This is a genomic window from Flavobacterium sp. NPDC079362 (genome assembly GCF_050267765.1).
Lineage (GTDB): Bacteria > Bacteroidota > Bacteroidia > Flavobacteriales > Flavobacteriaceae > Flavobacterium > Flavobacterium azizsancarii.
The window spans coordinates 40,223-55,852 of record NZ_JBNNFM010000018.1 but is presented as its reverse complement, the minus strand read 5'-3'; the positions used below and the strand labels follow the sequence as shown (position 1 = coordinate 55,852).

The window sequence follows — 15,630 nt, the reverse complement described above, 5'->3', positions numbered from 1 at the left end:
TCCATCAATATTCCAATCAAGCCGTCTAAAAATTTTATTTGTTTCTCTTTAAATCTTCCATAAAATTTATAGAAATTATCCAGTGGAGGTTCCACAACCAAACTTAAACGGTATATATATTAATCCTTGCCTAGCCTAACCCAGTGATAATATACTGAGGATTGCACAGCATTTATATCTACGTTAATTTCGTAGTTGTATTTGAATGATCAACCCCCTATAATGTGACTATGAATTTCAGTAACGATCATCTATCCTTAGACGATGTAAAGACATCGGATATGGTTTCTTATTTACACTCCTTAGGATTTGAACCCTCTAAGGTAGTGCATGATGATTATTGGTACCTCTCACCACTTCGCAATGAGAAAACTGCTTCTTTTAAAATCAACCGAAGACTCAATAGATGGTACGATCATGGAATGGGACAAGGAGGTAATATCATTGACTTTGGCATACTTTTTTTTAAATGCTCCATTGGAGAATTCTTAAAAGAACATCGCGGAAATAGTACCCAATATCATTCACCAGTTCCTGTCCTGGATATCCCAGAGCAACAGCAATCAAAAATTACCATACTAAGAGAAAAACCTTTGCAGTCTACTGTCCTTTTAGAATATCTGAAGCAAAGAAAGATTCCCCTGGGAGTTGCTTTTAATTTTTGCTCAGAGCTCAGTTACAGTATAAGGGATCATAATTATTACGGCATCGGTTTTAAAAACGATCTGGGAGGATTCGAAATTCGAAATCCTTATTTCAAATCCAGTAGCTCCCCCAAAGGGATAACATCTTATGATAATAACAATAAAGAAGTAGTGGTCTTTGAGGGATTTATGGATTTTTTATCCTACAAAGCCATGAATTACGGTCTGCAAGAAAAAAAAGAGAATTTTTTAATTCTAAACTCGATTTCATTTCTGGATAAAGCCAGACCATTTATGGAAAAACATAAATTAGTACAACTTTATCTAGATCAGGACGTGCCTGGACAAAATGCTACTAAGCGCGCCCTTGACTGGGGTAGTAAATACCATGACCAGAGCGCTCTTTACAAAGAGCATAAAGATCTAAATGATTGGATGATAAATTCACGGCAAGCAAATTCAAAAAAGACAAAACCAGGTATTAAACGATAGGATAAAGTCCTTAGTTATAAATCTTACCCTTACCATCAAATAGTATTGAAAAAGAATAAAACTTAAGAGTGAGCACATTCTTGGGGCTTTACATTATCTAACAATCTACTAACCTTAACCTCTAAATCAATGGCGATGCAAACTGGAGAAAACGAGCAGGCACTAAGGAAAATACTAGATATGACAAGACTCATAAGTATTGTTTTTTTGTGTTTGCACTTTTACTATTATACCTATAGCGCATTTACAGAGTGGCATCTTGTAAATGAGTTCGCAGACACGATTCTGCGCATTATTACCCGTACGGGGTTATTTGATAATTTCCACCTCTCCAAATTGCTTTGTTTCGGCTTTTTGTTGATTTCCCTTTTAGGAGTTAAAGGAAGAAAAGATGAAAAACTTCAATACAAGACTGCTTTTCTGTGGCTTGGCTCAGGACTGCTGCTTTTTTTCATGAGTTATCTCTTAATGTTTTTAAAATTACAAAGCACCGATATTGCCCTTCTCTATATTGCCATAACTGCTACGGGATTTATTTTCCTTCTCACAGCAGGTACTATTTTCTCACGTATTATAACCAAAAAGCTCAATTCAGATGATATTTTTAATGAAGAAAACGAGACTTTTCCGCAAGAGGAAAGGCTTCTGGAAAATGAGTATTCTGTGAATCTTCCCGCGCAATATCATCTTAAGGACAAAGTTCGAAAAAGCTGGATCAATATTATCAATCCCTTTCGCGCTCTTTTGGTATTGGGTAGCCCTGGTTCGGGTAAATCCTATTTTGTAATTCGCCATGTCATTACCCAGCACATCCGAAAAGGTTTTGCCATGTTTGTTTATGATTTCAAATACGATGATCTTACCATAATTGCCTATAATACATGGCTTGAATATAAAGCACATTATCTAATTTGTCCAAAATTTTACAGTATCAATTTTGATGACCTCTCTCGTTCACATCGCTGTAATCCATTAGTGCCTTCAGCCATGACTGATATTACTGACTCTTCTGAGTCGGCTCGGACTATTTTACTGGGACTCAACAGAGAGTGGATTAAACGTCAAGGAGATTTTTTTGTTGAATCCCCTATTAACTTTTTAACAGCCATAATATGGTACTTAAAAAAATATAAGGAAGGTCAATACTGTACATTACCTCATGTAATTGAGCTCATGCAAATAGATTATGATGATCTCTTTACCCTTCTTCGAACTGAAAAGGAAATAGAGGTCTTGATTAATCCTTTTATCAACGCCTACCTAAATGATGTAATGGAGCAACTAGAGGGGCAAATTGCCTCGGCTAAAGTAGCCATGGCAAGACTCTCCTCCCCACAGCTTTATTATGTGCTCTCAGGTAACGACTTTACTTTGGATATTAATAATCCTGAGGATCCAAAAATTATTTGCATGGGAAACAATCCTCAAAAAATACAAATTTACGGCGCAGTACTCTCCCTGTATGTAAATCGATTATTGAAATTGGTAAACCAGAAAGGAAAACAAAAGAGTAGTCTTGTCTTTGACGAATTTCCAACTATTTACCTCAACAATATTGACAGTCTTATTGCGACAGGCAGAAGCAATAAAGTTGCCACATGCTTGGGAATGCAGGATTTTAGTCAGCTACGAAAAGATTATGGTCGTGAACAGGCCGATGTTATTATGAATATCGCAGGAAATATCATAAGTGGCCAGGTTACAGGAGATACGGCCAAACAATTATCAGAGCGAGTCGGTAAAATCATGCAGGATAGGGAAAGCTTTTCAATAAACAGCGGCGATACTTCTGTGAGTCGCTCCAAACAATTGGAATTAGCTGTTCCTGCTTCCAAAATTTCATCTTTAAGCTCTGGCGAGTTCGTTGGAATGGTAGCCGATGATCCAAATTGCAAAATAAAACTCAAGACATTCCATAGTGAGATACTAAATGATCATAATGCACTTGAAAAAGAAGCCAATAATTATAAAGAAATTCCCATTGTACGCAAGTTAAATAACGAGATCATACAGAGAAACTATTTTCAAATAAAACAAGACATCCAGGATATTGTGCATTATGAAATGGATCGTCTTGTAAGTGATCCGGAATTGTCTTACATGGTTCTTAAAAAATAACAATAATCCCAGATAGCATAGCAAAAATTAAATTAAAAGGTATAAAAAACATGCGTAAATCTTTGCTTATCCATTAGGAATAAAATCACTTAAAATAAAAAGATGATGATAAAAGATGATCTAAATAGAATTCGAGGTGTTTATGTAGGCTTACCAATTAATCAATATTTTGAAATTCAAAGTCAATGCAAAAAAAGTACCTGCCATACGGTAAGTGAGTATATACGAAAACGATTATCTGATAAGCCTGTAACGATATTGTACCGAAATCAATCTTTAGATGATTTGATAGAAGAAATAGCAGAACTTAACAATCAGATCAATACCGTTAGAAACAATGCATCCCAAGTTCTGGAAAAACTAAGTCAACACCAACAAATTAATCACGATGTTGTATCAATCTCAGGACTGGAAATAGCAATAAAGAATCTTAATCAGAGAATTGAAGAAATTAAAATGCAAATTGAAAAAATTATAGACAAATGGTTACAATCATAAAAATAAATAATTCAATACACAGAACTATCACCTACAACGAAAACAAAGTCACAAAGGGAATAGCCCAGTGCATTGGCGCGGTTAATTTTCCTGTGGACCTCGAGAAGATAAACGCTGCTATAAAATTAGAACGCTTCACCAGAAGGATGAAATTGAATGAAATTGCAAAACAAAATACAGTACATATATCGCTAAATTTCTCTTCCCTGGAAGAGCATCCCAGAGAAAAACTTTTGAGCATAACCAATTGCTATATGCAAAGAATTGGTTTTGCAAAACAACCTTATTTAGTATACGAACATTATGACTCCGGGCATCAACATTTACATGTGATCACTACTAATATTCAAAGAGACGGCAAGCAGATCTATATGCATAATATAGCCATTAAAAAGTCCGAACCGGCAAGAAAAGATATTGAAAAACTCTTTGATTTGGTTCCTGCTGTAAGTAAAATAAAAACAAATCAATTTACTCTGCCTTTCACAAATATTAGCAAAGCTTGTTATGGTAAAATGGAATCAAAAAAAGCCATATCAAATGTTATTAATTTTGTTTTGAATAAATACTCCTGTACAAATTTGTCCGAACTTAACGCAGTGTTAAGTCTGTACAATATTATGGCTGACAGATGCAGAGAGAGTTCAATAATATTCCGCAATGGAGGATTATTATATAAAATACTAAACGAAGAGGGAAAACCTATAGGCATGCCTATTAAAGCCAGTGATATACAAAACAAACCTACATTGAAATTTCTGGAGAACAAATTTAAAATAAATACAATAAAAAGTGCCGGTCAGAGAATAAGGATTAAAAAAATTGCGGATTTGTACTCAATAAGATCCGTATCGATAAACCAACTAATTAAAATGCTACAAAAACAAGGTATTACCGTTGTTTTAGCAAAGCAACATCATAGCTCTAATTATACAATAACTTATATCGATCATAAAACAAAAAGCGTCCTAAGTGATACTACATTCCCTCAAGAATCGATTACAGAAACAATAAAAGAAAATAATGAATTAAAACAGGATTACAAAAACAATAAGATCATTAGAAAAAATTATTACTTAAATAACTTGTGATCGTTAAGATCTGAATCTCTTTTATTGTATTAATTAATGTGCCTTTTTTATAATTTTACCTGCGGAAAAAAAGAAGAATTAAGCACCAAAAAAACAATCTTTATTTGATTGCTTTTTTAAGTTTATCAAAAGAAGCATCCTTTGATTGGTTAATTTGATTGACAACAATTTGTGCAATTGCTCTGGCCCCCTTCAGTGAGAGATGCGTATCATCGGCCTTGTCTTTATCATAATAAGGATTTTCACCTGCTTTAAAGTGTAAATGCAATTGCTTTGACTTTTCAGGTCCATAGGATTCTTCGAGTAATTCGCTGTAATATTCTAGATCTATAAAAGGAACATTATATTGCTGCGCTACTAGTCTGGTCTCTAATGGATACTCTCCATGTGTGGGAACCAGTACGCCCTTTTCATTAAAATTTCGTCTGGCAATAGAGCTCAGCAATACTGGGATTGCTCCTTTTTCACGACTTTCATTTACAAACCGAATAAGATTATATCTATAGGTTGTATGGGGGTTGGTATAACGGGTTGAATCTTCTATTTTTTGATCATTATGCCCAAATTCAATAAAAACATAATCTCCTTTTTTTAGCTTTTTATAAATAGAATCCCAACGTTTTTCATTGATAAAACTCTTAGTGCTCCTACCATTTACAGCTTTATTCTCAACGGTGAAATTATCTTTAAAAAAAGGTTGCAGAACTTGCCCCCAACCGTGTTCTGGATTACGATCTGGATCTTTTTTATTTGCCATTGTTGAATCACCAATGGTATAAATAGTAGTTTTTTGAGCAAAACAACTCACTGAGATTAAGCAGATAATTAACAGGTAATATTTCATTTTTTTGATTTTTGATTTTATTATACTCTCGCATCTTTCAACTTCGCTCAGTACAATAAGTATTGTGGTTAATTTATGGTTTTTATACCTTAGGCTAAAACAGCAACCACAAACTTTTTGTAACTTTTAGTACATTTTTCAGGCTTTGTCTTTTTCAACTTTCCTTAAAAAAAACTATTTTGCAGCTGAGGGAACCGTTGCTTTTTCTCCGATAAAAACTTCGTTCAAAAGTACATTCTCTGCATTGGCGCTTGAAATCGCATTTTTGGCCCATTTGATATCAATATTGTTCAATGAGATATTGGTGACTTTTTTCTCAGCAAATCCCTGAATCACAATTCCTGATGCTGTGGCTTTATTACAGGTAATATCCCAGAATGATATATTGGATATTTCGGACTGAAAACCATTACCTTCCCCATGATAATTTGCCGTGATATACAAACAATCTTCCAGTTCATCCAGCTTGATATTTCGAACAAAAACATTTTTTATAAAACCTCCACGATCAGCATTGGTCTTTAGATAAATCCCTCTTTTCAAATACCCTACGGTTTTGCAATTCTCTACATATATGTTTTGAACCCCAGCTGACATTTCGCTTCCTATAACAACGCCGTGAAGTCCTTTGAAATTACAATTTCTGATCACTATATTCTCACTTGGTGTGGCCGCGTTTGCTCTGCCTTCGTGATTTCTTCCGGCTTTAATGGCCACATTATCATCTGCGTTATCAAAAGTCACATTTTCTATCAAAACATCCTTAGCATATTCAGGATCAATACCGTCATTATTATAATTTAAGGATTTATAACTAATTCCACGCACAGTAATGCTTTGCGATTTTAGTAAATGCAAACACCAAAAAGGTGAATTTTCTATTCTGATATTTTCCACCAAAATGTTTTTACAGTTAAAGAACTGAATCATTTGGGGACGCAAAAAATATCCTTCTCCAAATTTTCTATCTTTTAAAGGAGTTGCATTATGATTCATGCCACGGCTTAAGTTTTTCCCTGCACCTTCTTTTGCTTTAAAGCTTTTCCAAACCTTGCCTCCTTCTCCATCAATTATACCTTCGCCGGTTATGGCAATATTAGAGCAGTCATAAGCATAAATAAGCGGACTGTAATTGTAGAGCATAGTGCCTTCCCAGCTCGTTAAAACCATTGGTAGATAATTCTTCGGATTATCACTGAATTTGATTTTGGCCCCTTTCTCTATTTTTAAATTTACATTGCTTACAAAATGAATTGGACCATTGATTTTATAAATACCTTTTGGTACCACAATAGTTCCTCCATTGTTCTTTTTACACAATGCCATCGCCTTATCAAATGCTGCTTTATTATTGGTTATAGAATCTCCTTTTGCTCCCAATTTTACCACATTAATCTGATAAGATGGAAAGACAGGAAGCTGAATTCTCTTTACAATAGAATCTACTTTTTGGGATGGAAATTGCTGATTCTGAGCAAAAGAAGTCCATGAAATCAATAGAAAAATGAGAAGTTTAAAATTCATATTTTTTGTTTTTTTTTAATCTATTTTTTTACTTTGAATACCAATTGGCAATTGAATCTTTTAAAATATTCTCGATGGTATATTCTTGAGCTTCTTTCTTTTGAAGTTGGTGTGACCAAAAGACTCTCTTGGTGGGCTGAAATCCTTCACCTTTGCAATTATATTCAGCATAGAAAGCATTCTTTTCAGCTTCGGGTTTCGACCAGTTCTCCCAGCCCTCAGGTCTTATGTGTTTTCCCATATCACAATTCATATAAACCGTTTTTGCATAAATTCGCCATGGTCTGCCTAAGTAAACCGCCGTTGCAGCGGGTTCCCCGGTAAGTTTACAATCTTTGAAAACAAACCCAAAAGCGCTATTTTGGGGAGTTGAAGCAGCCGTAATATAAGAACTCTTAATACTGTGAATCTCGCAATTTTCAAATAAAGCAGTGGCACCTCCAAAAATAAAATCAGTTGTTCCTTCAATATAACACTCTTTAAAATATTGCTTTGCATTTTTTCCAGAGAGGTATAATGTATCCTGATTTCCAAGAATATTACAGTTTACAAGCTTTGCGCGATTTGAAACAACAGACAAAGCAATTGCCTGACCTTTATCGCCTGAGGCATTTTTAATGGTTAGATTTGAAGCTAGAAAATCATCGGCTTCAACTAAAACTGTAGACGTGTAAAAAGTACTGTTTCTTCCTAAATTGATTCTAGAGAAATTATCATCAAAAGTGATAATGGTATTCTCTTTACTCTCACCAATCAAAGATAGATGCGTATTCCACTCGGGAATTCGCACTTTTTCATTGTAAATTCCATTTTTCACAAACACCGTCACTTTCTCATACGGAAAAGAAGGGCTTGCATTTATGGCATCCTGAATTTTGGTAAAATCACCCGAACCATCTAAAGCAACTGTAATAAAATTGTTGTTTTTCTTATCTGTTTTTTCTGCCGATGAAACTTTTACTGCGTTTTTTATGGCCCATGCAGGATATTTTTTCAGAACTTCTTTTGGAGCATCCGAATACCATGAATAACCATTTCGTCTTTCAGCACCTATTTCATCCAATGATTTTTTCTTTATTCCGTCACGATCACAAAAGAACGGTTCGTTCGTATTAAGGTCCATAAACCTCGCCCAGAGTGGTGCTGCATTTTGGGTGGGAATCATCTTTTTGTCGACGATCTTTCCGGCATCATTCAAAACACGTTTCTCTTCAAGATTCGTAATTTTAGTTTTTTCAAACCATGCCTGAGCGCTTTTAACTGCCGTAATGATCTGGGTCGAAGGTTTTTCGATTCTCATTAAAAGCAATACAATTTTAGCCGATTCGTATCCGCTAAGCGATGCTAACTCAAAAGCCCTTGCATTTGCCGGCGCTAATGTAACTTCATCATGCTGGGCACACCAGGCGGTTAAAACACCATTTTGTTTGTACTGCGTTTTCAGTATACAATCAATTCCTTTATCAAAAGATTTCTTTGCTTTTTCAACAATTTCCTTTGATGGTTTTATGCTATAAAAATCAGTTTCTTCACTTACTTGTTCCATGATATTCATAATGTTTATCATCGAATCATCATTGTAAGTAATATGGGTATAATATCCTTTTTTTAACGGATAAAACTGAGGCCATCCTCCGTTTTTATATTGGGCTTCAAATAAATAATTTAATCCTTTTAAGAAGGATTCCCTGTAGCGGTCATCCTTGATCTGTGCATACATTTTCGACATAAAAAGCATTTCCTGAGAGGTTGCTCCATTGTCTGTGGTTGTTTCTGCTGTCGTTTTTTTAAGGGCTAATAAATCCTTTTTTTGAACAGGAGTCAATTCTTGCTGCATCTGGATATTCTTTGGCCATCCTCCAATGTCTCGTTGATAAAGCAATACATTCTCAGCTATTTTTTTAGCTTGGTCGGTACCAAACCAGACAGCATCGTTTTTACGAATGATATCAGGCCAATTTTTATAGGTATTCTGAGCATTTATACTAAAACAAACACTGAAGAAAACGAGAAGTATGTATTTTTTTAATGGAATCATTATTTAAGTTTATTTTGTAATTCTAAACCAATCTACTGCCACATTTCCCGAATCATTTGTCACTTTTTCGCTCAGGGCAAAAAGTCCGACTTTTGCACCAATCCATTTACCTTCTTTGGCAACAAAATCAGTACCTATTGGCTGGTATTTTTTATCATCTGAACTATAAAAAAAACTGCAGATTCCGCCTTTTTTAATTTTAACCCGTAGATAAATTGTATTGTTCGCTACCAGAACCGGTGTTGTTTCTGTCTCTGAAATTTTCTTGTCGAAAGTTCCGGTCTTTTGATTCAAATATAACTTTCCGTTATTATTCTTAAAATTCAAATAGCTATAATCTAATCCCATGATTATAAGTCCTGTTGATTCGCTATTTAATCTTGTATTAAAAGTCAATTTGGTCGTTACAGTAAACTCTTCAGCAGGAAATTTTTGCAGCAATAAATTTGGAGCGTCAAAAATTTTCTGATTGTCTTTTAGTGTGGTTTGACAAAATAAATTCAAATAACCTAAGCTTGTCGGGAAACCCCAATTGATTTGCGAATTCGCCTGCCATTGCCATTGCAGACCTAACCGAGGCTCATTAAACTCATCTGATTCTGCGGGGGTTTCTATTGGATATTTCTTGCCTACATTTGGTTTTTTGAAAGTTGTAACAGGTTCTCCAATTCCGTTTTTATCAAAATCCTGTCCCATAACCGGCCAGTCTTTTTCCCATTTCATAGGTTGAAGATGCACAATTCTGCCGTACGCTCCTTTGTCCTGAAAATGTATGAACCAATCTTCTCCGGTTTGTGTTTGTACCCACGCGCCCTGATGCGGTCCGTTTATTGCTGTTTTACCCTGTTCGAGTACTTTCTTCTTTTCGTAAGGGCCAAACACATTTTTAGATCTTAAAATAGTCTGCCACCCTGTAGCAACTCCTCCTGCCGGAGCAAAAATGTAATAATAATTATTACGTTTATAGAATTTTGGTCCCTCAATTGTTCCTTCGCTTTCGTGTCCGTCAATGACCATTACTTGGTCATTATTGGCAACTGTTCCTTCAGCATTCATACTGCAAACCACAATCAGACTTTTTATTTGAGCACGGCTTCCCGCAAAAGCATGAACGAGATAAACTTTACCGTCATCATCCCATAACGGACTTGGATCAATAAGTCCTGTTCCTTCTTTTACTAAAAGAGGTTCTGACCAAGGTCCTTCGGCTTTTTTGGCTTTTATCATGTAAATTCCAAAATCAGGATCGGGATAATAAATATAGAATTCATTGTTATGAAAAGTAATACTTGGCGCCCAGACTCCATTTCCATGCTGCACTTTATTAAAAACCTCAAATGGTGGTTGTTTTGGCAAAGCATAACTAACAATCTTCCAGTTAACCAGATCTTTAGAATGCAAAATTGGCAATCCCGGAATACAATTGAAAGACGATGCTGTCATATAAAAATCATCTCCTACACGAACAACATCCGGATCTGAATAATCGGCATGAATTATAGGATTGGTATACGTTCCGTCTCCATTATCAGGTACCCAAACCTGCGCAAAATTCTCTTGTATCGAGAATACTGATAATAGAAAAAAGAGAGCTTTTAAATTTTTCATTTTTTTTGTAATAATTACTTTTTAATTAAACCGGACAGGTTTTAAAAAACCTGTCCGGTTTGTCTATCTAGAAGACAAACTTTAATTATCTGTTCAATTCTAAAGCGGCCAGAATAAAAGGTCCGGTTGCTTTAGGGTCGTTGTCTTTTTTTCTTTCGTTTACATAATATTCATATGAACCATCACGATAAGGTGTTCCTCCTAATCCGGCAACCTGACAGGCGTGGGTTAATGTAATTCCGCCATCAGCATCTACTTTTGTGATGAGTTGAGTTGTTAAACCATCAAAAGCTTTGTTGGCTAATTTTTTATATTTTGCCGGCAAATAACCTTTGTTTGCTCCTTTTGCAAAAGCATAAGCAAACATTGATGATCCTGAAGCTTCAAGATAATTTCCTTCCTTACCTGCTTTGTCGGTTACCTGATACCACAATCCTGATTTATCCTGATATTTTGCTAAAGCAGCACATGCATTGTTCAAATACTTTACTAATTCTTTTTGTTTTGGATGTTCTTTTGGCATATAATCCAGAACATCAACAAGTGCCATTACATACCATCCTAAGGCTCTTGACCAGAAATTTGGCGAATTACCTGTTTCCTTATTTGCCCATGGCATTTGCTTGCTTTCGTCCCAGGCATGGTACAATAATCCTGTTTTTGGATCTGTGGCATGCAATTGAATCAATTCGAATTGTTTTGCGATATCGTCAAAGCTTTTCCCGTTTTCAAACGTAAGGGTATATTGCGCATAAAAAGGTTCTCCCATATACAAACCATCTAACCACATTTGATTTGGATAAATTTGTTTGTGCCAGAAACCTCCGCTTGCAGTTCTGGGCTGCTCTGAAATTTGCTTGCGTACTAATTGCATTGCTTTCAAATATTTTTCTTCTTTTGAGGTTGCATAAATGTCAAAAAGTAAACGTCCCGGAACCACAAGGTCGATATTGTATTTGTCTAGTTCGTAGGTTTTGATCGTTCCGTCATTTTGTACCAGTTCATCTACATAACCTCTTATGTAAGATTTGTATCTGGGATCAGGATTTTTCTTGTGTAATTCTTCGATCGAGTGCAACACCAACGCGTGGACATAATCCCATTTTGGTTTTTTAGAATCATCGATCATATAAGCTTCCGGATGGCGTTTCATTAAGGTCAAAGCCATTTTATCAGACCATTTTGCATCTTTAGAAATTACGATTTCTTTTTTTTGTGGTTCTTGCGAAATTACTTTACAGCTTGTAAAAGCCATTAAACAAACTAACATCACTGACGTAAAATAACCTTGTCTTTTATTATTTTTCATTTTAAAATATATTTAATTCTACTATTTTTCTAATTCAAGTGCCGCCAAAATAAATGGCCCTAACCCATGTGAGTTATCAATTTTTATTTTCTCTCTGATATAATATTCATAAGAACCATCACGATACGGATTTCCTCCTAGTCCTGCGCTGGCACAAACCTGCGTGATATGAAGTTCTCCATCAGGATCAACAGTAATTAATTTAGTAACGATTGCATCAAAACCTTTTTCTGCGAGTTTTTTATAACTTGCCGGTAAATATCCTTTTTTTACTCCTTTTGCAAAAGCATAAACAAACATTTCTGATCCGGATGCTTCGAGATAATTTCCTTCTTTTGCTCCTGAATCGGTAACCTGATACCACAATCCTGATGGATCCTGATATTTCGCCACTGCTTTTGATATTTCATTGAGATACTGAATTAATTCTTTTCTCTTAGGATGTTCTTTGGGCATATAATCTAAAACATCTACCAAAGCCATCATGTACCAGCCTATAGAACGTGACCAAAAATTGGGTGAAGTTCCGGTTTCTTTATTCGCCCAGGGCATTTGTTTGCTTTCGTCCCAGGCATGAAAAAGCAAACCTGTTTTTTTATCAATGGTATGCAAATGTATTTGTTCGAATTGTTTCGCCACATCATCCAGATCTTTTCCCTTATCAAATTCTACTGTATATCGGGCATAAAATGGTGTTCCCATATACAATCCGTCGAGCCACATTTGATACGGATAGATTTTTTTATGCCAAAATCCGCCTGAATTTGTTCTTGGATGTGTTGCCAATTGTTTTCTCAAGCTTTGCATCGCAATGAGATACCTATTGTCTTTTGTAGTTTTATACAAGTCAAAAAGTATCTTTCCCGCATTGATATAATCAATATTATAATCTTCGAGTTTATAGTTCATAATTTCTCCTGAACTGCTGATAACCGTTTCTGCGTATTCCTTTACGTAATTTTCATAAACAGGATTGTTTGTTTTTTTATAAAGCTGCTCAAAAGACATCGCGACGAGTCCCAACTTATAATCCCATTTAGGTTTTTCGTCATTGTCAATTTGCCATAATTTAGGATCACGTTTCATGATAGAAAGTGCCATTCGCTCTGACCATTTCAGATCCTTAGAAATAATAACTTCTTTCCTTGCGGTTTGCTGAGCTGTCATTTTACCAACTGAAAATGCAATCAGGCAAACGAGCATAACCGCAGCAGAATGATTTTTTTTTCTATTTTTTATCATATCCTGAATCCTTAATTATTTATTCAATTCGATTGCGCTTAACATAAATGCTGCCAGAGCCGGTGAACTACTGTCTTTTGCTTTACTTTTTATATAATAATCATTTGTACCGTCACGAAATGGTTTTCCTCCTAAACCAACATTCGATGATACATTTGAAATCATTACTTGTCCTTTATCATCTTTTTTGACAAATTCTTTAAGGTAGGCATCAAATGATTTTTGAGCCACATTTTTATAGTTTGAAGCTAAATAACCTTTATCTGCTCCTTTTGCCAACGCATAGATAATCATTGCCGAAGAGGAAGATTCAAGATAATTATCTTTCAAATCCGGTTTGTCAGCCACCTGATACCATAATCCAGAAGTACTTTTGTGCTGATCTGCACTTTTTGCAATTTGATTCAGATATCCTCTCAGCACTTTATATTTTGGATGTGTCTTTGGATAATAATCTAATGTTTCTACCAACGCCATCATGTACCAGCCAATGCCGCGTCCCCAAATTGTGGGAGAAGTTCCCGTTTCAGGATTTGCCCATGCAATTTCTTTGCTTTCATCCCAGGCCTGAAAAACCAATCCTGTTTTTTTATCTGCAAGATGATTTTGAACCAGCTCAAATTGTTTGGCAATATCATCTAAAGCTTTACCATTTTCGAACTTCACGGTATATTGCGTGTAGAATGGTTCAGCCATATACAAACCATCAATCCACATTTGGTTGGGATAAATTTGTTTGTGCCAGAATCCTCCGCTTGTGGTTCTGGGCTGAGTCTGGAGTTGGGCTCTTAATTGTTTAATAACTTTAAGATAGCGCTCATCCTTTGTTTTATCATATAGATTAAAAAGTAATTTACCCGGATTTGCACAATCGATATTGTATTCTTTTATATCGTATTTGATGATATTTCCATTTGAATCTATCAATTCATCAGCATATTCTTTGATATAATCAAAATACTTTTTATCATTTGTTTTCTGGTATAATTTTTCAAAAGCTGACAAAACCAAACCCATTTTATAATCCCATTTTGGCTTTTCTGTTCCGTCAATCCGGTACGCTTTTGGGTACTTGCTTAAAATGGTAAGTGCTGTTCTTTCTGACCATTTTAGATTATCAGCAAGAACAGCATTTTGATTCGTCTGAGCCATTATCTTACTACTAAAAATCAATAGCAGAACCATGATACTTTGGGTAAAATTGATTTTTATAAAAGTCGATTTAAACATAAAATTATATTTTAATACTGTTTTTTTATTCTAAATTATTCAAATACTCTGTCTAAAAATTGTGTGGTATAAACCACCGTTTCATCTAGCCAGGGTTTAAAAAACCAAAAAGAATGAGGCGAATTCTGAATTGTTTTTACTTCATTATAAATCTTGTTCTGATTTAAAACTGCAATCATATCGTCTCTTCCGGCATGAAACCGATCAAAACTGCTGTTGATAAACAGTGTTGGCGGTGTATTTTTATTAGCATGATTTAATGCCGATGCCTGTTTCCAGTTTTCCGGATTTTCGTCGTAGGTTCCGCTGAGCCAAAAAGCTGCCATTTGGCCTTCTTCAGATTCGGGATGTTTAAAAGCGAGAATTCCATCTACATCGATAATTGCCTGAACTTTCGAAGAAGATTTACTTTTGTGTTGTAGATCTTCAAAAGCTAAATCTTCATTTGTTGTACCAATCAAAGCTGCCATCTGACCTCCCGAAGAGCATCCCAGAACTGCAATTTTGTTTGGATCTACATTGAATTTTTTCGCATTATCTTTTATAAATTTAATCGCATTTTTTACATCATAAATCCCTTGTGGATATTTTGCCTCAAGTGATAATCTGTATTCTATTGCAAAACAAGAATAACCTTTTGATGTTATTTCTTGTGCCAAAACCTGCATTTGATCTTTATTTCCTGATCTCCATCCGCCGCCATGAATCAGGATCACGCCCGGATTTCTTTTTTTATTTTTATTAAAAAAAGCATCTAAATGTAATGCTCTGTTTTTGTCCTGATAGTAAACTATATTCTTAATCTGAGTATCATTTATTGCTTTATTACCTTCAGCAATTTTTATAAAAGGATATTTCTTAATTAGTTTTGCATAGGTACTCTTTACGGTGTACGATGTATCTGTACTATAGTGACTTTGCGCTATAATACCCTTAGAAAAAAGCAATAAAACAATTAATAATCTTTTCATTTCCGGTGCACTGGTATTTCG

12 protein-coding genes are annotated in these 15,630 nt (G+C 35.1%); 4 read left to right on the top strand and 8 right to left on the bottom strand.

What is annotated here, in order from left to right:
• The first annotated feature begins 230 nt into the window (after positions 1 to 230).
• From ACQKCJ_RS15555 to ACQKCJ_RS15540, 4 genes are all read left to right on the top strand, one after another.
• Positions 231 to 1,136 (top strand): toprim domain-containing protein, encoded by a 906-nt coding sequence (locus ACQKCJ_RS15555; RefSeq protein WP_427402360.1) that lies wholly within the window; start codon positions 231 to 233, stop codon positions 1,134 to 1,136.
• A 135-nt stretch (positions 1,137 to 1,271) separates the two neighbouring features.
• Positions 1,272 to 3,254, top strand: a complete 1,983-nt coding sequence (mobC, locus tag ACQKCJ_RS15550; protein WP_427402359.1) for a conjugal transfer protein MobC — start codon at positions 1,272 to 1,274, stop codon at positions 3,252 to 3,254.
• A gap of 102 nt (positions 3,255 to 3,356) precedes the next feature.
• Positions 3,357 to 3,752 (top strand): hypothetical protein, encoded by a 396-nt coding sequence (locus tag ACQKCJ_RS15545; RefSeq protein ID WP_072962886.1) that lies wholly within the window; start codon positions 3,357 to 3,359, stop codon positions 3,750 to 3,752.
• Positions 3,737 to 4,843: a relaxase/mobilization nuclease domain-containing protein gene (locus ACQKCJ_RS15540; RefSeq protein WP_427402358.1), complete on the top strand. Its 1,107-nt coding sequence runs from the start codon at positions 3,737 to 3,739 to the stop codon at positions 4,841 to 4,843. The genes ACQKCJ_RS15545 and ACQKCJ_RS15540 overlap by 16 nt, the downstream gene beginning before the upstream one ends.
• A gap of 100 nt (positions 4,844 to 4,943) precedes the next feature.
• Here ACQKCJ_RS15540 and ACQKCJ_RS15535 read toward each other — a convergent pair whose 3' ends face one another.
• From ACQKCJ_RS15535 to ACQKCJ_RS15500, 8 genes are all read right to left on the bottom strand, one after another.
• The gene (locus ACQKCJ_RS15535) at positions 4,944 to 5,687 is read right to left on the bottom strand and encodes a rhamnogalacturonan acetylesterase (RefSeq protein WP_271336193.1); all 744 of its coding nucleotides are present in this window, start codon (positions 5,685 to 5,687) and stop codon (positions 4,944 to 4,946) included.
• 174 nt (positions 5,688 to 5,861) lie between these two features.
• Positions 5,862 to 7,211, bottom strand: a complete 1,350-nt coding sequence (locus tag ACQKCJ_RS15530) for a glycoside hydrolase family 28 protein (RefSeq protein WP_427402357.1) — start codon at positions 7,209 to 7,211, stop codon at positions 5,862 to 5,864.
• A gap of 28 nt (positions 7,212 to 7,239) precedes the next feature.
• Positions 7,240 to 9,249, bottom strand: a complete 2,010-nt coding sequence (gene pelA, locus ACQKCJ_RS15525; RefSeq protein WP_427402356.1) for a pectate lyase — start codon at positions 9,247 to 9,249, stop codon at positions 7,240 to 7,242.
• A 9-nt stretch (positions 9,250 to 9,258) separates the two neighbouring features.
• Positions 9,259 to 10,857, bottom strand: a complete 1,599-nt coding sequence (locus ACQKCJ_RS15520; RefSeq protein WP_271336190.1) for a glycoside hydrolase family 43 protein — start codon at positions 10,855 to 10,857, stop codon at positions 9,259 to 9,261.
• An 85-nt stretch (positions 10,858 to 10,942) separates the two neighbouring features.
• Positions 10,943 to 12,166, bottom strand: a complete 1,224-nt coding sequence (locus ACQKCJ_RS15515; protein ID WP_271336189.1) for a glycoside hydrolase family 88/105 protein — start codon at positions 12,164 to 12,166, stop codon at positions 10,943 to 10,945.
• A 21-nt stretch (positions 12,167 to 12,187) separates the two neighbouring features.
• Entirely contained in the window at positions 12,188 to 13,408 is a 1,221-nt protein-coding gene (locus ACQKCJ_RS15510; protein WP_427402355.1) for a glycoside hydrolase family 88/105 protein, read from the bottom strand.
• 15 nt (positions 13,409 to 13,423) lie between these two features.
• The gene (locus tag ACQKCJ_RS15505; protein WP_427402354.1) at positions 13,424 to 14,638 is read right to left on the bottom strand and encodes a glycoside hydrolase family 88/105 protein; all 1,215 of its coding nucleotides are present in this window, start codon (positions 14,636 to 14,638) and stop codon (positions 13,424 to 13,426) included.
• Positions 14,639 to 14,673: 35 nt separating this feature from the next.
• On the bottom strand, positions 14,674 to 15,609 hold the full coding sequence (locus ACQKCJ_RS15500; RefSeq protein WP_427402353.1) for an alpha/beta hydrolase fold domain-containing protein: 936 nt from the start codon (positions 15,607 to 15,609) through the stop codon (positions 14,674 to 14,676).
• Positions 15,610 to 15,630 lie beyond the last annotated feature (21 nt).

Coding starts and splice junctions, on each gene's coding strand:
- ACQKCJ_RS15555 (WP_427402360.1), top strand. CDS start 231: ATGAATTTCAGTAACGATCATCTATCCTTAGACGATGTAAAGACATCG.
- mobC (WP_427402359.1), top strand. CDS start 1,272: ATGCAAACTGGAGAAAACGAGCAGGCACTAAGGAAAATACTAGATATG.
- ACQKCJ_RS15545 (WP_072962886.1), top strand. CDS start 3,357: ATGATGATAAAAGATGATCTAAATAGAATTCGAGGTGTTTATGTAGGC.
- ACQKCJ_RS15540 (WP_427402358.1), top strand. CDS start 3,737: ATGGTTACAATCATAAAAATAAATAATTCAATACACAGAACTATCACC.
- ACQKCJ_RS15535 (WP_271336193.1), bottom strand. CDS start 5,687: ATGAAATATTACCTGTTAATTATCTGCTTAATCTCAGTGAGTTGTTTT.
- ACQKCJ_RS15530 (WP_427402357.1), bottom strand. CDS start 7,211: ATGAATTTTAAACTTCTCATTTTTCTATTGATTTCATGGACTTCTTTT.
- pelA (WP_427402356.1), bottom strand. CDS start 9,249: ATGATTCCATTAAAAAAATACATACTTCTCGTTTTCTTCAGTGTTTGT.
- ACQKCJ_RS15520 (WP_271336190.1), bottom strand. CDS start 10,857: ATGAAAAATTTAAAAGCTCTCTTTTTTCTATTATCAGTATTCTCGATA.
- ACQKCJ_RS15515 (WP_271336189.1), bottom strand. CDS start 12,166: ATGAAAAATAATAAAAGACAAGGTTATTTTACGTCAGTGATGTTAGTT.
- ACQKCJ_RS15510 (WP_427402355.1), bottom strand. CDS start 13,408: ATGATAAAAAATAGAAAAAAAAATCATTCTGCTGCGGTTATGCTCGTT.
- ACQKCJ_RS15505 (WP_427402354.1), bottom strand. CDS start 14,638: ATGTTTAAATCGACTTTTATAAAAATCAATTTTACCCAAAGTATCATG.
- ACQKCJ_RS15500 (WP_427402353.1), bottom strand. CDS start 15,609: ATGAAAAGATTATTAATTGTTTTATTGCTTTTTTCTAAGGGTATTATA.